Here is a 20,744-nt window from a genome sequence, read left to right as displayed (position 1 = left end):
CTTTGTAAGGAAATGTGAAGGCAGATCCATTTTCTAAATATGAAGTTGTGGAGTGATTCAGGCTATGACACTATCAACCGCGGTAGAGCTCGTAAATGCACCGCTATTATATAAAGGGAAAGTTCGTGAATTATATGATCTTGGCGAACATTATCTGATTGTTGTAACGGACCGTATTTCCGCTTTTGATTATGTACTTGAGCCAGCTGTTCCTGAGAAAGGGAACGTTCTTAACCGCCTGAGTGCATTCTGGTTCGAGCAGACAAAAGAATGGATGGAGAACCACGTTGTTCATACGGATGTAGAATTGCTTGGTGATGTGGTCAAGAATAAAGAGCCGTTAAAAGATCGCATCATGGTCACCCGCAAAGCGGAACGTATTGATATCGAGTGTGTCGTTCGCGGCTATATTACAGGCGGCGGCTGGAGACAATACGAAGCTTCAGGAACAGTTAATGGAATTCAGCTTCCGCAAGGACTGCGTAAGAATTCCAAGTTGGAACAGCCGATTTTTACGCCTGCTGCTAAAAATGATGTCGGTCATGACGAAGATATCTCAATGGCTCAGATGGAAGAGATGGTTGGTAGAGAGCTGGCTCAGGAACTGGAAGCGAAAAGCCTTCAACTTTATGCGTATGCAAGAGATTATTGCGAGAAGCGCGGCATTATTTTAGCAGATTGTAAGTTTGAATTCGGTATGGTAGATGGGAAAGTCATTCTCATCGATGAGATTTTTACACCGGATGCTTCAAGATTCTGGGCTAAAGAAAATTATGCGCTAGATGTAGAGATCGACAGTATGGACAAAGAACCGGTAAGAACGTATCTTTCTTCTACGGATTGGGACAAAAATACGCAGCCTGATCCTCTTCCGCAGCAAGTGGTGGAAGCAACCTCAGCCCGCTATACAGATATTATGAACCGGTTGATGTAGGGGGGTCTCATGGGGTCTCATATTCAACCCCTCACTCCGGTTGGCTTCGAGGGTCTCATATTCAACTCCCTCACTCCGGTTGGCTTCGCCAAAAGTCGTTCGGGATCTGAATATTTCGACCTAGCAGGGAAGAGAACAGACTAAGGGCAAGTGCAAAGAATAGGGGCAAGGGCAGAGACTTAGGGGCAAGAGTAGAAGTAAAGAGCAAGAACAGAAGCTAGAGTTAAGGGCAAGAACAGAAGGCCAGGGTCAAGAGCAAGGGCGATAGCAATGGTTAAGGTCAAAAAAGCAACAATAAAGAGCGAAGAGCACTGCAAAAAGAGTGTGATTTAAAGAGTAAAAAACAAGATTAAGAAGTAATACCAAGATTAAAAAGTAAAAACATGAATATAGTTCTAAGAGTTAGAACAACGATAGCAAAATGAAGAGCTTTGCCAAAGTACAAGAGTGAAGAGTGTAGCCACAGGACAAGAGCGAAGAGTGTAGCAAAGAGCAAAGAGCATATAATAAAGAGTATGTCCCAAGAACAAAGAGCATATCCAAAAGAGCAAGAACAAAAAGCTAACTAAGAACGTAGGTCCAATGTAGGGCCGTTCAAGAAGCACGATTAAAGATAATAAGTTTAAAGAGAAGTAGCAAAACAAAGATCAACGTGTAGATAAAAGGATGTAATCGGCAAACAAGGGGCTAACGCGCCATTATAATTCATCCCATAAATGATTAAGATAAGAAGTTTTTAATCCCATATCTATTAGATGTACTGAATGAGAGATAGAACATGTCTTTTCATAATGATAGATTCATAAAAAGATAGAGTCTTAACAATGCTAGATTTGTGAAATTTAACAACTTCATATCATCACAGTAAGTCTTTAAGCCAGTAACTACTAATACCAAAATCTTTTACCATTCCTTAGGAGGAACTTCCGATTATGATAAAAGCTACTGTATACGTGACGATCAAACAAAGCGTGCTAGACCCACAAGGTGTTGCTGTACAAGGTGCACTTCATTCCATGGGTTTTGCAGAAGTGGACAGTGTACGAATTGGGAAATACCTTGAACTCACTTTAGATACAAGTGATAAAAAGGAAGCAGAAGAACGTGTAAAAGTGATGTGTGAAAAGCTGCTCGCGAACACGGTTGTAGAAGACTATCGCTTTGAGTTGGAGGGTTAATCCATGAAATTTGCAGTTCTTGTGTTTCCGGGTTCCAACTGTGATATCGACTGCTTCAAAGCAGTAGAAGAAACGGTAGGGCAAATGGTCGATTACGTATGGCATACGGCGACGGATTTGTCAGCTTACGATTGTATCATCGTTCCTGGAGGTTTCTCTTACGGCGATTATCTTAGATGCGGAGCGATCTCCCGTTTTGCACCTGTCATGAATGAAGTAGCGAAAGCAGCAGAGCAAGGCAAATATATCATCGGAATCTGCAACGGATTCCAAATCCTAACGGAAGCGGGTCTCCTACCAGGTGCGCTGCTTCGTAACGAAGGTATGAAGTTCATTTGTCATGATTCGGTACTTAAAGTGGAAAACAACAACACTCCGTTCACTCGCGAATATGAGGCAGGCGAAGAAATCGTCATTCCTATCGCACACGGAGAAGGCAACTATTACTGTGATGAAGAGACACTGGCTGAGATTACTGCAAATAACCAGATCGTCTTTACTTATAAAAATAATCATAACGGATCATTAAATAATATCGCCGGTGTCAGCAACAAAGCCGGTAACGTCGTTGGCATGATGCCTCATCCGGAACGTGCCGTAAACGAAGTGCTTGGAACAACGGATGGCAAACGTATGTTTACTTCGATTTTGAATGCCTGGAGGGATCAACATGACGCAGCAAGTATCCGTTAAAGAACCAACCGCAGCACAGGTTGCGGAGCATAAACTTTATCAGCAAATGGGCGTTTCGGACAGTGAATATGATCTGATCGTATCCTTTATGGGTCGTCAGCCTAACTATACAGAGATCGGCGTATTCAGTGTGATGTGGTCTGAGCACTGTGCATACAAGAACTCGAAACCTTTACTTCGCCGTTTCCCGACTACGGGCGAACGTGTTCTGATGGGACCGGGTGAAGGTGCCGGAATCGTTGACATCGGTGATAATCAAGCAGTTGTATTTAAAATTGAAAGTCACAACCATCCATCAGCAGTTGAACCTTTCCAAGGTGCAGCAACAGGTGTGGGCGGGATTATCCGCGATATCTTCTCAATGGGTGCTAGACCAATTGCAACACTGAATTCCCTGCGTTTTGGCAAGCTGGAGAGCGACCGTGTTAAGTATCTATTCGAACATGTTGTCTCCGGTATTGCTGGCTATGGTAACTGTATCGGGATTCCAACCGTTGGCGGCGAAGTGATGTTCGACGAAAGTTACGACGGTAATCCGCTTGTAAACGCAATGTGTGTTGGACTGATTGATCATGATAAAATCCAGCGCGGTGTAGCAAAAGGGGTAGGCAATCCTGTATTTTACGTGGGTCCACCTACTGGCCGTGATGGTATTCACGGAGCAACATTTGCTTCCGTTGAACTTACGGAAGAATCCGAATCCAATCGTACGGCAGTTCAAGTTGGTGATCCATTCATGGAAAAACTCGTGATGGAATCTTGCCTCGAACTAATCAACTCCGGTATCGTGCTTGGTATTCAGGATATGGGCGCAGCAGGACTTACATGTTCTAGTGCGGAGATGGCAAGTAAAGCGGGAAATGGTCTGGAGCTATATCTTGACCAAGTACCACAGCGTGAAGAAGGTATGACTCCTTATGAAATGATGCTGTCTGAATCTCAAGAGCGGATGCTTTTCGTTGTTGAGCCAAAAGATGAAGCACAAGCGCTGGAAATCTTCGAACGTTGGGGCGTTATTTGTGCCAAAGTTGGTAAAGTAACAGATGATGGAAGACTGAAACTCTATCATCACGGCGAGGTTGTCGGCGACATGCCAGTTAACGCACTTGTTGACGAATGTCCGGTGTATAACAAGCCTTCCACTGTTCCCGAGTATTACATTGAAAATGGAAAAATCGACACCTTGCGTTATGAAGAAGTGTCGGATCTTACAGACGCTCTTAAAACGGTACTGTCTTCACCGACAGTGTCCAGTAAAGCATGGGTATACAACCAATATGATTACATGGTTCGGACTAGTACAGCCGTTCGTCCAGGTTCAGATGCAGCCGTAGTAACCGTGCACGGAACACGTAAAGGGCTTGCTATGACGACAGATTGTAACGGACGTTACGTATATCTTGATCCAGAAGTAGGCGGCAAAATTGCAGTCAGCGAAGCTGCTCGTAACATTGTATGTTCTGGAGCAGAACCGCTGGCTATTACAGATAACCTGAACTTTGGTTCTCCTGAAAAACCAGAAATTTTTTGGCAAATGGAAAAATCAGTAGATGGTATGGCAGAAGCTTGTAACGTGCTTGGAACGCCGGTTATCGGCGGTAACGTAAGTATGTACAACGAAAATGCCAAAGGAGCAATCTATCCAACTCCGGTTGTGGGTATGGTCGGTCTCGTACATGATACAGATCACATTACGACACAAGGTTTCAAAAACGAAGGGGATGTTATTCTCCTGCTCGGAAATACTTTTGCTGAACTTGGCGGCAGTGAATTCCAGTATGCGGTTCATGGCGTAACTGAAGGGCGTCCGCCGAAACTGGATTTGGCTACGGAGAAAGCATTGCTAGATGCAGTACTTGGCGCGATTCAAAAAGGACTTGTTGCGTCTGCGCATGACTTATCTGAGGGTGGTCTAGCTGTTGCTCTAGCTGAAAGTTGTATCAGCGGCGATAAAGGTGCTCGGGTTAGTATGACAACAGATCTTCGTAAGGATCATGCTTTGTTTAGTGAAAGCCAGTCCCGTATCTTGCTGACAGCAACGAAAGAAAATGCAGAAGCTTTAGTGGAATTTGTGAAAAACAGTGGTGTTCCTGTACAAGTGATTGGACAAGTAACAGGCAGCAATCTAACAGTGGAGTTGAACGGTACATCAGCTGTGGACGAATCGGTAGCGGTTCTGAAGCAGGTCTGGGAGGATGTTATTCCATGTCTGATGAAGTAAGCGTTCCGAAGTTCTGGACAGGTGACTATTACAACGAAGGTTCGGGTAAAGAAGGACTTTTCGATAAATTAAAAGAGGAATGTGGGGTTTTCGGGGTGTACAGACACCCTGAAGCCGCCTCTTTATCCTATTACGGACTTCACGCCCTTCAGCATCGTGGAGAAGAAAGTGCCGGCATGTGTGTTAGTGACGGTAATGAGTTCCATTACCACCGCGGGATGGGACTTGTAAAAGAAGTATTCACAAAAGACCTTATGGCTACTTTGACTGGAGATATCTCCATAGGTCATGTGCGCTATTCCACTAGTGGAGACAGCAAACTGACGAATGCACAGCCACTTGTATTTAAATACCGTGACGGCGATCTTGCGGTTGCGACAAACGGTAATATCGTGAATGCGCCCGAAATCCGCAAGGAGTTAGAGCAGGGCGGTTCGATTTTTCAAACAACCAGCGACACGGAAGTGATTGCTCACCTGATTGCACGGTCATCGAAGGATTTAGTCGAAGCAGCAAAAGATGCTTTCCGCCGAATAGTGGGGGGATATGCTTTTCTGATTATGACGAACGACCGTCTACTCGTAGCATCTGATCCGCATGGACTTCGTCCGCTGACGATGGGTAAGCTCGGAGATGCTTATATTTTTGCTTCCGAGACTTGTGCACTGGAGACGATTGGTGCGGAACTGATTCGTGATATTGAGCCTGGTGAGATGCTGATCTTGGATGAGAATGGACTTCATGAAGATCGTTTTGAAGAACAAAAGCACCGGAAAGCACTTTGTGCAATGGAGTATATCTACTTTGCTCGTCCAGATAGTGATATGAATGGTTCCAATCAGCATGCAGCAAGAAAACGGATGGGCAGCCGAATGGCGCTTGAATCCTTTGTTGATGCCGATGTGGTGACAGGGGTACCGGACTCTAGTATATCCGCAGCGATTGGGTATGCAGAGCAGACGGGCATTCCGTATGAGCTTGGAATGATTAAGAACAAATACACAGGACGTACGTTTATTCAGCCAAGTCAGGAACTGCGTGAGCAGGGCGTGAAGATGAAGCTGAGTGCAGTACGCCGGGTAGTTGAAGGTAAACGTGTTGTCATGATTGATGATTCTATTGTGCGGGGAACTACGTCGCGCCGGATCGTCAATATGCTGCGTGATGCAGGGGCAACAGAGGTACATGTACGAATTACCTCACCTCCGTTTAAAAATCCTTGTTTCTATGGGATCGACACACCAAATCGGGATGAGTTAATCGCTTCTTCCAGATCGGTAGAAGAGATTTGTAGAGAAATTAATGCCGATTCCTTGTCTTTCCTTAGTCCAGAGGGCCTGATTGCTTCGATTCAAGGCAATCATCAAGATGAATATAAAGGCGGCTTATGCCTTGCCTGTTTTGATAATGATTATCCGACGACCCTGAATTTCAAAGAAGGGGCGAAGGCTGGCTGCGGTTGCTAAGCTAAGCAGCATAGAAAGCTCCATGAAGAGTTGCCCTGCCTTTGCGAAGCTGAGAATCCCCGTATTTACCGCAGGTAAACAGGGAGATTCGGCGGAGCTACGCGCGCAGCGCGAAGGCACTTGCGAAGCGAGGGAAGCCACTACATTTGTCTAAGGCAAACAGGTGGACTTCCTGGCGGAGCTACACGCGAAGCGGATGAACTTATAGCGAAGCTGAGAATCCCCGTATTTACCGCAGGTAAACAGGGAGATTCAGCGGAGCAACGCGCACAGCGCCGAGGCACTTGCGAAGCGAGGGAAGCCACTGCATTTGCCTAAGGCAAACAGGTGGACTTCCTGGCGGAGCTACACGCGCACAGCGTGAAAATGCACTTGCACTTGTGCACGATGAGCCACATGTAAGCCGGTCTGAAAGACCATTAGCGATCCAATCACCAACGTAAACATAGCAAGAACACCCAAAACTCCGGTCCGCTAGTAAATTTGCGGGTGTCCAGAGGGGCGCTGCCCCTCTGGGGTCCTCCCTATCAGGGAGGATTTAGGTGGGTGATTTTCCCCTTAAGGATGGTGTCCAATTTGTCAGAAGCCTACAAGAATGCCGGCGTTGATATCGCGGCAGGCAACGAAGCGGTAGAAAAGATGAAAAAACATGTGAAGCGTACATTCCGTCCAGAAGTAATGACAGATCTCGGTGGATTTGGCGCTTTGTTTGGTTTGAATAAAGACAAATACGATGAGCCGGTACTAGTATCCGGTACAGATGGCGTGGGAACGAAGCTCAAAATTGCATTCGCCATGGATCGTCATGACACCATTGGTATTGATGCAGTGGCTATGTGTGTGAATGATATTGTCGTTCAAGGCGCAGAGCCTCTTTTCTTCCTTGATTACCTTGCTTGTGACAAAGTAGTTCCAGATAAAATTGAAGCCATTGTAGCTGGTATTGCGGAAGGATGTCATCAATCAGGCGCAGCACTGATCGGCGGCGAGACGGCTGAAATGCCAGGTATGTACAGTGAAGGTGAATATGATATAGCTGGTTTTACGGTGGGTATCGTAGATAAAGCCAAAATCATTAACGGAACTACCATTACACCGGGAGATACAGTGATTGGAGTTGCTTCTAGCGGAGTTCATAGTAATGGATTCTCTCTAGTGCGTAAGCTTCTTCTGGAGCAAGCTGGCTATAGTCTTCAAGATGAGGTTACAGAACTGGGCGGTAAGCTCGGTGATGAGCTCTTGAAGCCAACCAAAGTCTATGTAAAACCAATCTTGGCACTGCTGGATGAAGTAAAAGTAAAAGGAATGGCTCATATTACCGGCGGTGGATTTATCGAAAATATTCCACGGATGCTTCCAGCAAACGTGAATGTAGAGATTAACTATGGCTCTTGGCCGATTCTGCCCATCTTTAAACTGATGCAGCAAAAAGGTAACATTTCCAACAAAGACATGTTCACTACCTTCAATATGGGGGTTGGGATGGTCATTGTAGTAAGTGAAGCAGATGCAGAAAAAACAATCGAATCGCTGCGTGCAAATGGAGAGGAAGCTTACACCATCGGCCGAGTAACGGAAGGAAACCAAGTGGTAACCTTTACTGGAGCGGATGTATAATGTCCGGTTTTCGTATAGCAGTATTCGCTTCTGGGCAAGGCAGCAATTTTCAGTCCTTAGTAGAAAATGTATCTAATGGGAAAATAGAAGGCTCAATCGAGCTTCTTGTCAGTGATAAACCGCAAGCTCTGGTTGTCCAAAAAGCGCAGGCTACGGGGATTCCCTGCCATCTGTTTCAGCCAAAAGATTATCCTTCACGTGAAGCATATGAACAGGAAATCGTTGAAAAACTGAATGCACTTAAGATCGACCTTATTGTGCTTGCAGGTTATATGAGATTACTGACTCCTGTTATTGTCGAAGCATATGCGGGAAGACTCATCAACATTCATCCTTCCCTTTTGCCAGCTTTTCCAGGTAAAAATGCTATTGGACAAGCCTTGGATTACGGGGTAACCCTTACGGGAATAACGGTGCATTTTGTTGACGGCGGAATGGATACGGGGCCTATTATTGCACAGCGTGCAGTAGAGGTATCTGCGGAAGATACCGCGGAATCATTAGGGGAATCTATTCATGAACTGGAGCAGCAATTATATCCAGAGGTTGTTTCTTGGTTTGCAAAAGGTCTTGTAAAACTGAATGGACGGAAAGTTACGATGGGTGCGAAAGAATGCCAGGAAAATACTCAAACTGCACCCTAGTGGAGACATTCCAACATTTTGTGCGGGCTAGTAAAACGATACGGCATGATGTGATATTTCTCGGGAAATAAACGTAGTTTCGACGTTGTTCATTAGACGTAAGAAAGCGGTATGATCTATATTTATTTGTTTTAATTAGACATGTTTCGGAAATCAGTCTTTAACTATTGATTCTATGTGGTGACACACAAGAGGAGGAGCTATATCGTGAGTATAAAAAGAGCACTCGTTAGCGTATCAGATAAAACAGGCATCGTGGATTTTTGCCGCGAGTTGTCTAATTTAGGGGTCGAAATTATCTCGACAGGCGGCACTAGCAGCCTATTGTCGAAAGAAGGTATTCCAGTCATCGGTATTTCCGACGTAACTGGATTCCCTGAGATTATGGATGGTCGTGTAAAAACACTTCACCCTGCCGTACACAGCGGGCTTCTCGCAGTTAGAGACAACGAAGAGCATCAGAAGCAAATGAAAGATCTGGGTCTTGATTACATCGATCTGGTTGTTGTAAATCTCTATCCTTTCCAAGAAACCATTGCTAAACCGGATGTATCTTACGAGGATGCGATTGAAAACATTGATATCGGTGGGCCAACGATGCTTCGTTCCGCAGCGAAAAATCATGCATTTGTTAGTGTTGTAGTAGATGCTAATGACTACAGTCAGGTACTTGCTGAGGTTCGTGAACAAGGAGATACAACCCTTGAGACTCGTAAACAGCTTGCAGCTAAAGTATTCCGCCATACAGCATCTTACGATGCACTTATTTCCGATTACCTGTCTAATGTGAACGGAGATCCACTTCCTGAACGGTATACGGTTACTTACGAGAAGATTCAGGACCTTCGTTATGGAGAAAATCCTCATCAGCAAGCTGCATTTTACCGTAAACCTCTTGCAGCGCAGGGTACGTTAACCACAGCTGAACAGATCCATGGTAAGGAGCTTTCCTATAACAATATCAACGATGCTAACGCTGCACTCCAAATTGTAAAAGAATTCGAAGAGCCGGCTGTTGTGGCGGTAAAACATATGAACCCTTGCGGAGTAGGTACAGGTGAAAGCATTTATCAAGCTTACATGAAAGCTTATTCAGCGGATCCAACTTCAATTTTTGGCGGTATTGTTGCAGCGAATCGAATCATTGATGCGGATACAGCGGCAAAACTTAGCGAAATCTTCCTTGAGATTGTGCTTGCTCCAGACTTTACGGAAGAAGCACTCCAAATTCTCACGAAAAAGAAAAATATCCGTCTGCTTAAAATGGGCGAATTCTCTTCTGCTAAAGAACGCACAAGTCAGTTTGTTGTAACGAGTATCGACGGCGGTATGGTTGTTCAGCAAAGTGATGTAGACTCTGTGGATGCTGCTGATCTACAGGTGGTAACAGATCGTGCTCCTTCTGAAGAGGAATTGAAACAACTTCTGTTTGGATGGAAAGTAGTTAAGCATGTGAAATCAAATGCGATTGTGCTCGCTTCCGATAATATGACAGTGGGTGTTGGTGCAGGGCAAATGAACCGTGTAGGTGCAGCGAAAATTGCGCTGGAACAAGCGGCAGATAAAGCAAAAGGAGCTATACTGGCTTCGGATGCATTCTTCCCAATGGGTGATACGGTAGAGCTTGCAGCGAAACATGGCATTACTGCGATTATTCAGCCAGGTGGTTCCATTAAGGATGAAGAATCCATTAAGGCAGCGAATGAGAACGGAATTGCCATGGTCTTCACAGGAGTAAGACACTTCAAACATTAATTTGCCGGAAATAAGCTACAAGGAAATTTTCATTTCATCATATGAAAGATATATTACCTAAAATGGATTTAGATTCGAGCGTGATCTGTGCACGATCAAAAAGGGGTTTTTGAACGGAACAGAATGAATTTCATAACTCAATATATGGTTTTATGAAATCGATTCTTCAGCAGAGCGTTATCTTATCTGTCCTGGGGCTGAGAGTGCAAAGCAGAGAGCTTGGCCTCTCAGCCTTTATTATTATGCAAAGTTACATATTAGAGGAGGAACTTATGGATATTCTCGTTATTGGTGCTGGCGGACGTGAGCATACTATCGTATGGTCTCTATCAAAAAGCGAAAAGGTAAACACCATTTACTGTGCTCCCGGAAATGCAGGAATCAGCCAAATTGCACAGTGTGTGCCGATGGGTGTACATGAATTTGAGAAACTAGCTGATTTTGCAATCCAAAAAGAAGTGGGGCTTGTTGTCGTTGGCCCTGATGATCCATTAGCAGCTGGAATTGTCGATGTGTTCGAAGCGAAGAACATTCCTGTCTTTGGACCACGGAAAAATGCAGCGGAGATTGAAGGAAGCAAGACATTTATGAAAGATCTGCTTCGTAAATATAACATCCCAACTGCAACTTACGAGAAGTTTGATAACTATGAGGCAGCACTCGATTATCTTCGTTCTCGCCCCGTTCCCATCGTCATTAAAGCCGACGGACTTGCTGCTGGAAAAGGGGTAACGGTAGCATATACTCGGGAAGAGGCAGAAACGGCACTTCATCTTATGATGGTAGAGAAAGCGTTTGGTGAAGCAGGTACGAATGTCGTAATCGAGGAGTTCCTGGAAGGTCAGGAAATGTCGATTCTGGCATTTGTCGATGGAGAAACCGTGAGATGTATGCCAGCAGCACAAGATCATAAACCGGTATATGATGGGGACAAAGGTCCAAATACCGGCGGGATGGGGACGTACTCTCCACTACCGCATATCGATCAGGCGATTATTGATAAAGCGATAGAAACGATTGTTGTTCCAACAGCCAAAGCGATGGTATCTGAAGGTCGTCCTTTCCGCGGTGTTCTGTTTGCAGGGCTCATGATCTCACCAGACGGTACACCAAAGACCGTAGAATTCAATGCTCGTTTTGGTGATCCCGAGACGCAGGTCGTTCTGCCGAGACTAAAAACAGACTTGCTTGATATTTTCTTGGCAGCTGTGAATGGTACGCTTGCTGACATCGACATTCAGTGGAGCAACGAAGCCGCTGTATGCGTAATTCTCGCTTCTGGCGGATATCCGGCTGCTTATCTGAAGGGGATTGTCATCTCTGGACTTGAGCAAGCTGGAGAAGCCCTCGTATTTCACGCAGGGACAGCGAAAAACGATAGAGGTGAATATGTAACGAACGGAGGACGTGTACTTGGCGTCGTCGGCAGAGGAACTTCTATCGAAGAAGCAAGACACCAGGCGTATGAAGCTGCGAAACACATCACGTTCGAAGGTAAACATCAGCGCTCTGATATTGCAGCAAAAGCATTAGTATAAAAAATAGTCCGTACAAATAAGATAACAAATAGACCAATGAAGAGCAGTAGGTGCTCTGTTTGGTCTATTTGTCTATTAGAATCGTAATTAAAACAGAAAATCATATCTAGTGTTGAATTAAAGAAGAAAAAGAAGTATGATGAGTTCAAAGATATATCTTAAATTTAAGATAAATAAACGGGAACACCAAAGTATGAGAGATGTGGGTAATAGGACTGATATCGATTCGATGGACTAAAGGTAATGTGATATGAAATAAAAGGAGAGCGAAGATATGACGATGAAACATGTATTCCATAAAGGGTCAAATCCAGACTTGCCTACCATATTAGTGCTTCATGGTACTGGCGGAACGGAAAGCGATTTAATTCCACTCGCAGAAATGGTATCTCCTAAGTCAAATATTCTAGGGGTTCGCGGAAACGTAAGTGAACATGGAATGTCCCGATTCTTCCGCCGCTTGGCCGAAGGGGTGTTTGATGTAGAAGACCTGGTTTTCCGTACAAAAGAGCTGCACGAGTTCTTAGATGAAGCAGCGAAGACGTATCACTTTGACCGAAGTAACGTAGTAGCGATCGGTTATTCAAACGGTGCTAATATTGCCGGAAGCCTACTATTTCACTATGCTGACTCTTTAAAAGGAGCAATTCTACATCATCCCATGGTGCCTTTACGTGAGAAAGAACTGCCGAATCTGTCAGGTATTCCTGTTTTTATCGCTGCAGGCAAGAACGATCCGATGTGCGCACCTCAAGAATCCGAAGAACTTAAGCAGTTTCTTGAAGAGGCTGGGGCAAGCGTACAGTTACACTGGGAAAATAATGGCCACCAACTGAGTCGTACCGAAGTTGTAGCGGCCGTTGCTTGGTTCAAGCAAAACATTACTTCCAAAGAAGTATGATCTGACAAGAGAAGTAACCGGACAGCGTATTAATAATATGAATAGAAAAGTAAGTGAAAACAACTCTTATCTTACCGTTTTGATGAAATATGAACTAGATTCGGGGAACATACAAAAACCCAAAGGGGTCTCTCTTTACGAGGGGAACTCCTTTGGGTTTTCTTTTTCCTCTGCTAGTTGCAGTCGCAACCGCAGTTTTGAATTACTCTGCTTCTTTAATTGCCTCAGCAAGAATCTTACGGAAAGCAGCTTCCTCATGATCCTCGAAGCCTCTGAAAACAACGTCTTTAATATCTCCATGATTAAAGAATACATTGGAATCTTCCGTCAGATTCCCATGAGGGTAGTAGCATGCAACATAATCCCATGTATTTTGAGATTCGGTATCATTTTGCAAACGGCCGTAAATCATCAGCTTCTGTTTCCATTCTTTGATGCGTACAACAGAGCCGATAGGCAGTAAGTCTTGTTCGTAGTTAATCGACATTGGTTAGGCTCCTCCTCTTTCAAACACTGCTTTTATTTAAACATAGGTTTGCCGTGATATGCAAAATGTAGCTGAAAGAAAAGAGTTTTTTCAAGAAAATCATGAAAATCCGCAGATAGAACCGTTTTTCAACCGTACAAAAATGGTACAATACATAAAATAGAAAATATATGCAGCGAACGTAAAGCTGACCAAATCAAGCGGAGTGTGGGAGAAAATGAAATCTGTAGAGACACCTAATCATGGAACTGTCCCTGTAGTGGGAATGGAAGATATCGTTAGAGCGCACCACGTACTGAGAGAGGTCATCGTAAGAACGCCGCTCCAGCGTGATGCTGTACTATCGGCAAAGTACAATTGTGAAGTCTACCTGAAAAGAGAAGATCTGCAAGTTGTTCGTTCTTTTAAAATTCGCGGTGCCTATAACATGATCCGTAATTTATCTGCAGAAGAGCGTGAACGGGGCATTGTCTGTGCGAGTGCTGGAAATCATGCACAAGGAGTTGCTTTTTCATGTAATGCCCTTGGAATTCAAGGTAAAATCTTTATGCCAAGCACAACGCCGAATCAGAAGGTTAAGCAAGTAAAACGGTTTGGCGGCAATAACATTGAAGTCATCCTTACGGGAGATACGTATGATGACTCCTATGAAGCGGCTATGCGGGTAAGAGATGAACAGGAGCTTACGTTCATTCATCCATTCGATCAGCCGAAGATTATTGCAGGGAACGGAACAATCGGGATGGAAGTCATGGAGGATCTTGATGGTCCTGCCGATTATGTTTTTGTAACGATTGGCGGCGGCGGTCTGGCTGCTGGAATCGGAACCTATGTTAAGACAGTGCATCCACAGACACAGGTCATTGGGGTGGAACCTTTAGGCGCAGCATCCATGACAGAGGCGATGGATCAGAAACAGGTAGTTACGCTTCAGAAGATTGATAAGTTTGTCGATGGGGCAGCGGTGAAGAGAGTAGGGGATTTAACCTATGATATCTGCACCCGAACACTGGATGATGTAGTTAAGGTTCCGGAAGGTAAAGCTTGTACCACCATTTTGGAACTATATAACGAGAATGCCATTGTAGTTGAACCTGCCGGCTCTCTTGCCGTAGCTGCGCTTGAACAGTATAAAGATAAGATCAAAGGGAAGAAAGTCGTATGTATCATTAGCGGTGGAAATAACGATATTGACCGAATGCAGGAGATTAAGGAACGCTCACTCATATATGAAGGGCTCAAACATTATTTCATGATTAATTTCCCGCAGCGTGCGGGTGCCCTTCGTGAATTTCTCTCGGATGTACTCGGTCCAGATGATGATATTGCGAGATTTGAGTATACGAAAAAAAATGATAAAGAAAATGGTCCAGCCCTTGTTGGTATAGAGCTACTCAATAAAGAGGATTATGGTCCGCTGATTGAACGAATGACAGCGAAAAACATTCAGTATACGGAACTAAACAAAGACCAAAATTTATTTAATCTATTGATTTGATCATTTTTCAAAATTACTGGTTCTAGAAATTGAATATATCGAATGACAAAACCCCCGTACAGAAATTCGCGGGGGTTTTGTTTATTTTTTATGCATCGTGAAAATCTATTATTTATGATTGCTCCGTTCCATAAACTCCAGGCGATTTCCAAAAGGATCATGAAGATAAAAACGATCGACACCTTCTTCTTGGCGGGCCTCATCTGCGATGACTGGAATCCCTTGATCTACTAAGTAACTGCGCAATGCTTCTAGCTGTTTCACATCAAAAGCAGGATGAGCTTTTGTAGCTGGAGAAAAATCAGTCTGCACGCCGATATGAACCTCATGACTTCCACAAAGAAACCATACACCGCCCCTTTTTTGCAGTACTTCCGGTTTAGGAATTTCGGTAAATCCAAGGATTTCACTGTAAAAATGACGAGCTTCTGCCTCGCATTCGGGAGGACCTGCAAGCTGAACATGATCAATGCCAACATAATGATAGTTCATTAAGTTCACCCCTTTGTTTGTATCACATAGTGAAACTATATACTATCTAATGAAATTTATCATTATATTATTGGACAAAAATGAAAAGAGCGGATGATTACGGTTCCTGAATAATGTTTTCTGTGATCCATTTCTCTACCTTTGCTGTTTTTTTATATTTTTCCTCTTTCACGAGCTCCATATATTGTTTGAGATGAGTGCGTAACTCACTCTTGTTCGTGTTTGGAATCTGGGAAATAAATTCATACGCTTTTCGAGCATTTGTATTCATCGTGTTCTCCTCATAGGAGAAAAGAGGGGTATTGTTAAGTCCATAAAATACAGAAAGTTTATAATCGTTGAACAAGGTCTTTACCTGTCCTGCACGATTGGATGTTGGGTATTTAATCAGGAAATCTTCCTGATTTAGCGCTCTGTTCACGAGTTCCTGATAGCCGATGGTTAGTGCAGCATCACTTGAAGAATATTTGTTCGTTTCATCTGTCTGGATCGCGATATAAGCAGATATATCCTCTTTTATATCACTTTGATATCGCTCGAATCTGGAATAGTCCATAGTCAAGTAATACATTCCTTCTGAAGTCCTCATTTTATAACCACTGTTTTTTGCTTCCGTCAGTAAATTTTTCAACTTTTGTGTTTTAGCCTTTTTCAAAAGATTGTCTATATTATCATTTCGCTTATAAAAAATAGAAGAAAGCTCTTTCTGAATCTCTTCGGGATAAAATTTTTGATTGAGTACGGGGAGAGCCTTAATCCGTGCATTCTCTAAATATAAGACCATCAGAGTGGCATGATGCCGGGTTACCTTTTTACTATTCTTATATAGATAGTTGTCAGCATCCCGTAAGTTGTTTTCTTTAAGTAAGGATTGGAAGGTGCTAAGAATCTTAGCAGAATCTGAATGGGATGTGGGCGGTTTAGTCGCGGCTGCTTGAACGGTTTGTGCGCCGATGGACCCTGCTCCAGGCAACAACAATGCAGCGCTGCTCAGCAGGATGATGGCTGTTTTAGCGCTCTTCTTTTTCCAATAAGAAACCTCTCTTGGCGTGTAACTCTTCATATTTATACCTCCTAGAATATGATTGCTAACTCTTCATGTATTAACCGATAGACACACTTTCGAAAGGAATAAAAAATATATTTATGTTTTACGTTCCTTTTATGGAACTTTATCCCATCGGCTTACGTTATAAGATTGCTAAGCTAAACCAAGTTAATAATCCAAATACTGGAGGTAACAATAAAAATGAAAAAATGGATCTCTACAGCTGTCATCGCTGCCCTTATCACAGCAAGTGTTCCCCCTGTCGTGTCTCATGCAGCAACGGCCATACAGATTTACATTGATAATGAGAAATTATCAGCTTCACAAGCACCGATAATGAAAGGCGCCAGAGTACTGGTTCCGCTGCGGTCTATTTTTGAAGGGCTGAACGCAAAGGTCGTATGGAACAATAAGTCGAAGACGGTTACTGCGACCAAAGGTGACCAGACGGTATCTCTGAAGATCGGATCAAAGACAGCGAATATCAATGGCAACACAGTTTACTTGGATATTCCTGCATCCGTAGTTAAGGGGAATACCATGGTTCCCATTCGATTCGTAACCGAAGCATTGGGAGAAGAAGTGTATTGGAACTCTCAAGCAAAACGTGTGGATATCGTCACGAAGAGTGATGACTTGTCTACCTCTACGATTACAACGAGTGTAGGTACTCAGTATGGTGACGGTCGGGATATTAAAGTTGATTTCACACCTTCGCAGAATGAAGGCGGAGTATATGAATATCGTGTCATGGTCGTCAAGGATACGAGTGCAGGGAACTTTACACTTAATGCAGCCATGAATACAACTTCTGCAAACTATACTCAAGTAAGTAAAAGGAATGGGAATATTAGCCTCACTTTGGGGGAGAACACACGGGATGTGAGCGGTGAGAAGATTAGATCCGGTGTAACTTACAAAGTGTATGTATTAACGGTTGGAAACGATGCGGCTGACTATGCTTCACTTCTTTCTTCCGCTAGAAATTCTATTACACTGACAGCAAAACCAGCGGTTCAGGCGGTAAATGAACTGCGTGTCAAAGATGTTGCGAATAACGGAGATGGCCGTGATCTGCAGATTAGTTTCAAACAGCCAGGAACGACATCTGATATTAACAGCTACCGTGCTTTTATCGTCAAAACCAAAGATGCATCATCTTTTGATCTAAATGCGGCGAACCGCGCTTCGAGCAGTTACTCGACCGTTATCGGTAAAACAGCAAGTTCAGTGATTACGACAACACTTTCCTCTTCATCACGGGATGTATCAGGGGATCTCATTAAGAATGGAACTGCATATACGCTGTTTGTCCTCTCGACTAGTACGAATACGAATGATAAAGAGAATAGACTGTCCTCTGGTTCTTCGAGCTTCACTTTGGACGGAAGTACGCTGACCGCTCCTTCTATTACATCGGTAACGGACCGCAGTGATAACGGAGATGCACGAGACCTGCAGGTTTCATTTAACAAAACAGGAGACGAGTCAAAAGTAGGCTTTTATCGGGTGTTTGTAGTCCGCAATAATAACAGCTCTGCCTTTACCATGAGTGAAGCGAATAAAGTATCTTCCGGAAGCTACTATGATATATCGAAGAATGGGAAAAATCAGACGATTACACTGCCGCAGAACCTGAAAGATACGAGTGGGGTTACGGTTCGTGAAGGAGAAAGCTATCGTGTGTTTGTAGCAGCCATGGGAAATCAGCAAGGAGGGTATGAGAATCTATTATCTTCTTCCTCTAATGCAATCTCCTTAAGTAATAACTCGGTATCGAAGCCGGCGACAAGTGTAGCTGTAAACGATATTCAGGATTACGGAGACGGCCGGGACCTGCAGGTTACATTTAATAAGTCATCTGAAGAATCCCGCGTAGATCATTACCGTGTCTTTGTAGTGAAGTCGGGCAATGCAGGAAGCTTCGACCTTTCTAGAGCCAATGGGATAAGTAGTGATCGGTATACAAGAGTAAATAAAACGGGTGGGAATCTGAAGGCTACACTTGCATCCGGAGCAAAAGATACAGATGGGTCAGCGATCCGCAGCGGGGTGAGTTATCGAGTATTCGTACTTGCGGTAAGTAACCGCGGAGATAGTAAGCTGAGTGCACTGTCATCTGCTTCTTCAGCGATACAGCTGTCTGCAAGCACGGTTAGACCTGCATCTTCTGTATCCGCGAATATTAAAGGAAATAACGGGGACGGCCGCGATGTCACGATTTCGTTCCAAAAAGCTTCGGATGAAGCGGGAATTTCCCGTTATCTCATCATGCTTGTGCGAGCAGATGAAGCAAGCCGCTTCGATCTTTCCGCTGCAAATCGTGTATCTTCAAGTAATTACACGGCAGTAGCTAAAAACGGTTCGAATATCTCACAGCTTCTTGGAGAAGGAGCCAAGGATGTTAACGGTAATAAGCTGGTTGCCGGTACTAGTTATAAAGCGTTTGTTCTCTCTCTAGCAGATGGTTCCACCCGTTCGGTGAATGCTTTATCGGATGGATCGAGTAATTTTGCACTGAGTCAGCCTTCGGTTCAGGTAGATCAGGCTAATATAACGAAGGTAGAGAATAAGCCGAATGGAAGCCCTGCGGTACAAGTGAATTTCAATAAAGCAGGGGATGAAAAAGGACTTTCTTTCTATGCAGTGATTGCGGTTAAAGCAGCTTCAGCTAGTCAGTTTACTTTGGATCAAGCGAATGCCCTGCCAAGATCACAATACACATCCGTGAATAAAACGGGTGGAAACGGAGTCGTCACGGTAGATACTTCGACGCTCGATTCAGATGGAAGTTCACTGAAACCGGGGGTTAGTTACCGATTCTTTGTTCTATCTGTAGCGGATGGAGATAAAGCAACAATTAATAGCTTATCCCGAGCTAGTGATTCCATTGTCCTTGAAGAAGTAACACCAAAGAAAGAAGAGCCGCAAGAAAAGTTGAATGATGAAAAGAAAGAAGAAGAAGGTAAGGGGAACTAGAAATAAGGAATACGCACCGTATATGTAAAAAAGCCGGGATGAATTTACCCGGCTTTTTTTAATGGAATCATAACTAATTACCGAATCATTCTGCGATATACCGCTGGGGTCAGACCTTCTAATTTCTTAAACGTTTTAATAAAATATCCCGCATCCGTATATCCCAGATCTTCGCTGATTTGATGGATCGGAAGATTGGTTTCTTCAAGCAGCTGCTTTGCCCATTCCATTTTTAGTCGAGGTACAAACACGGAAAAATTTTCTCCCGTTTCTTTTGTAAAGATCCGGCTAAAATAGCTTGGACTCACATGACATAATTTAGCCATTTGCTGAAGCGTGATATTCTCATTTTTGTGGTGATAAATATACTCAAACGCTGGGGTAAGCAAGGGATTCAGCGTATGGAAATCATGCGTTGTAAATTTCTTAATCTTTCTATCGATCATCGTATTAACCAGCTCATGCTGCATGGCTTCCATATTTTTAAATGCGGTTACGGAAGGAAGATGAGCCGGAATGGTAAGCGGCATGTCCTGTGACAGTGCATTTTTATACATCTCAATAGTTGCATTCTTCTGAATGGACTCCTCGACAATATAAGTAGAAAGCTGAAGCAGCATCTCTGCCGCTTTGGCCATTTCATCGTAAGTAAGCTGCGGTAGTGCACTGTATTCTTTTTCAAGTGCTTTGAATTTAGCTCGGCTTTCTGTATTCTCGGGACGATTCACAATCTGTTCAAGATATAATTCCTGATCCGTCAGTTTGATCTGTCCTGCCATAATCGCCCCCACATATTGACCATCAACAAGGATCGGAATGGCAATATCCACGATATTAAAATGACAGGAATATATGTAGGGTTTGTTTGTTCGAACGGCCTCAAGTCCGCCCCGGGCATCACATTTCTGGCAGTACTCAGACAGCATCTCGTCTTTACGCACCGCTTGACAGAAGGACTGGCAATGACTGTGCTTCGTTACAGGAACACCTTTGTAATCGACGGTAATAATGGCCATTTTCGTTACAAGTGATAGGGAGTCTTGAAGCCCGTGCCATTTATCAATATCAATGATTTGATTCAGATGGAAGTGTGCTGGTTTCATAGTGGTGTACTCCTATAGTAAAAAATTGAAGTTAGATGCCTAATTTCTTCTTTTAGTATATCTTTTTACAGAAGTGAAGTACATAAAAGTACAATTTGTGATAGTTTAGTGCAAAAAAACACAATAAGAAAACGCTTTAATTAGTAATCGGAGTTCAATGAAAGTAAATTGGGTAAAAAATATAATAGAG

The 20,744-nt window shown here is 43.6% G+C and carries 17 protein-coding genes; 13 read left to right on the top strand and 4 right to left on the bottom strand.

Annotated features, from left to right (window positions below):
* Positions 1-64 precede the first annotated feature (64 nt).
* From ACWPWY_RS15955 to ACWPWY_RS15905, 11 genes are all read left to right on the top strand, one after another.
* Entirely contained in the window at positions 65-934 is an 870-nt protein-coding gene (locus tag ACWPWY_RS15955; RefSeq protein ID WP_454192550.1) for a phosphoribosylaminoimidazolesuccinocarboxamide synthase, read from the top strand.
* A 932-nt stretch (positions 935-1,866) separates the two neighbouring features.
* Entirely contained in the window at positions 1,867-2,112 is a 246-nt protein-coding gene (purS, locus tag ACWPWY_RS15950; protein ID WP_191802743.1) for a phosphoribosylformylglycinamidine synthase subunit PurS, read from the top strand.
* Positions 2,113-2,115: 3 nt separating this feature from the next.
* On the top strand, positions 2,116-2,805 hold the full coding sequence (purQ, locus tag ACWPWY_RS15945; RefSeq protein ID WP_454192549.1) for a phosphoribosylformylglycinamidine synthase subunit PurQ: 690 nt from the start codon (positions 2,116-2,118) through the stop codon (positions 2,803-2,805).
* Positions 2,783-5,026, top strand: coding sequence for a phosphoribosylformylglycinamidine synthase subunit PurL (gene purL / locus ACWPWY_RS15940; protein WP_454192548.1), 2,244 nt, complete (start codon positions 2,783-2,785; stop codon positions 5,024-5,026). The genes purQ and purL overlap by 23 nt, the downstream gene beginning before the upstream one ends.
* The gene (gene purF, locus ACWPWY_RS15935; RefSeq protein ID WP_454192547.1) at positions 5,011-6,492 is read left to right on the top strand and encodes an amidophosphoribosyltransferase; all 1,482 of its coding nucleotides are present in this window, start codon (positions 5,011-5,013) and stop codon (positions 6,490-6,492) included. The genes purL and purF overlap by 16 nt, the downstream gene beginning before the upstream one ends.
* A gap of 120 nt (positions 6,493-6,612) precedes the next feature.
* A complete protein-coding gene (locus ACWPWY_RS15930; RefSeq protein ID WP_454192546.1) occupies positions 6,613-6,810 on the top strand; it encodes a hypothetical protein in 198 nt (65 codons plus the stop codon).
* 258 nt (positions 6,811-7,068) lie between these two features.
* A complete protein-coding gene (purM, locus tag ACWPWY_RS15925) occupies positions 7,069-8,109 on the top strand; it encodes a phosphoribosylformylglycinamidine cyclo-ligase (protein WP_454192545.1) in 1,041 nt (346 codons plus the stop codon).
* Positions 8,109-8,753 (top strand): phosphoribosylglycinamide formyltransferase, encoded by a 645-nt coding sequence (gene purN / locus ACWPWY_RS15920; RefSeq protein WP_454192544.1) that lies wholly within the window; start codon positions 8,109-8,111, stop codon positions 8,751-8,753. Before purM ends, purN begins: the two co-directional genes overlap by 1 nt.
* Before the next feature lie 207 nt (positions 8,754-8,960).
* Positions 8,961-10,508, top strand: coding sequence for a bifunctional phosphoribosylaminoimidazolecarboxamide formyltransferase/IMP cyclohydrolase (gene purH, locus ACWPWY_RS15915; protein ID WP_454192543.1), 1,548 nt, complete (start codon positions 8,961-8,963; stop codon positions 10,506-10,508).
* 272 nt (positions 10,509-10,780) lie between these two features.
* Positions 10,781-12,046 (top strand): phosphoribosylamine--glycine ligase, encoded by a 1,266-nt coding sequence (gene purD / locus ACWPWY_RS15910; RefSeq protein ID WP_454192542.1) that lies wholly within the window; start codon positions 10,781-10,783, stop codon positions 12,044-12,046.
* A 280-nt stretch (positions 12,047-12,326) separates the two neighbouring features.
* A complete protein-coding gene (locus ACWPWY_RS15905) occupies positions 12,327-12,947 on the top strand; it encodes an alpha/beta hydrolase (protein ID WP_454192906.1) in 621 nt (206 codons plus the stop codon).
* Positions 12,948-13,149: 202 nt separating this feature from the next.
* On the opposite strand, the gene ACWPWY_RS15900 is transcribed toward ACWPWY_RS15905, so the two are convergent.
* The gene (locus ACWPWY_RS15900; protein WP_454192541.1) at positions 13,150-13,434 is read right to left on the bottom strand and encodes a DUF4176 domain-containing protein; all 285 of its coding nucleotides are present in this window, start codon (positions 13,432-13,434) and stop codon (positions 13,150-13,152) included.
* A gap of 217 nt (positions 13,435-13,651) precedes the next feature.
* Between ACWPWY_RS15900 and ilvA the strand changes: the two genes are divergently transcribed.
* Positions 13,652-14,932 (top strand): threonine ammonia-lyase IlvA, encoded by a 1,281-nt coding sequence (gene ilvA / locus ACWPWY_RS15895; RefSeq protein ID WP_454192540.1) that lies wholly within the window; start codon positions 13,652-13,654, stop codon positions 14,930-14,932.
* Positions 14,933-15,040: 108 nt separating this feature from the next.
* Here ilvA and ACWPWY_RS15890 read toward each other — a convergent pair whose 3' ends face one another.
* Together ACWPWY_RS15890 and ACWPWY_RS15885 are read right to left on the bottom strand one after the other, a co-directional pair.
* Complete coding sequence (locus ACWPWY_RS15890) at positions 15,041-15,424, bottom strand: VOC family protein (RefSeq protein WP_454192539.1); 384 nt, start codon at positions 15,422-15,424, stop codon at positions 15,041-15,043.
* A gap of 97 nt (positions 15,425-15,521) precedes the next feature.
* A complete protein-coding gene (locus ACWPWY_RS15885) occupies positions 15,522-16,487 on the bottom strand; it encodes a hypothetical protein (protein WP_454192538.1) in 966 nt (321 codons plus the stop codon).
* Positions 16,488-16,673: 186 nt separating this feature from the next.
* On the opposite strand from ACWPWY_RS15885, the gene ACWPWY_RS15880 reads away from it, so the two are divergent.
* Complete coding sequence (locus ACWPWY_RS15880) at positions 16,674-19,451, top strand: stalk domain-containing protein (RefSeq protein ID WP_454192537.1); 2,778 nt, start codon at positions 16,674-16,676, stop codon at positions 19,449-19,451.
* A 77-nt stretch (positions 19,452-19,528) separates the two neighbouring features.
* On the opposite strand, the gene ACWPWY_RS15875 is transcribed toward ACWPWY_RS15880, so the two are convergent.
* Positions 19,529-20,554: a PocR ligand-binding domain-containing protein gene (locus ACWPWY_RS15875; RefSeq protein ID WP_454192536.1), complete on the bottom strand. Its 1,026-nt coding sequence runs from the start codon at positions 20,552-20,554 to the stop codon at positions 19,529-19,531.
* Positions 20,555-20,744 lie beyond the last annotated feature (190 nt).

The organism is Paenibacillus sp. Marseille-Q7038 (assembly GCF_965111595.1).
Note: the sequence above shows the minus strand (reverse complement) of the source record. Positions and strands in the feature narration are given on the sequence as shown.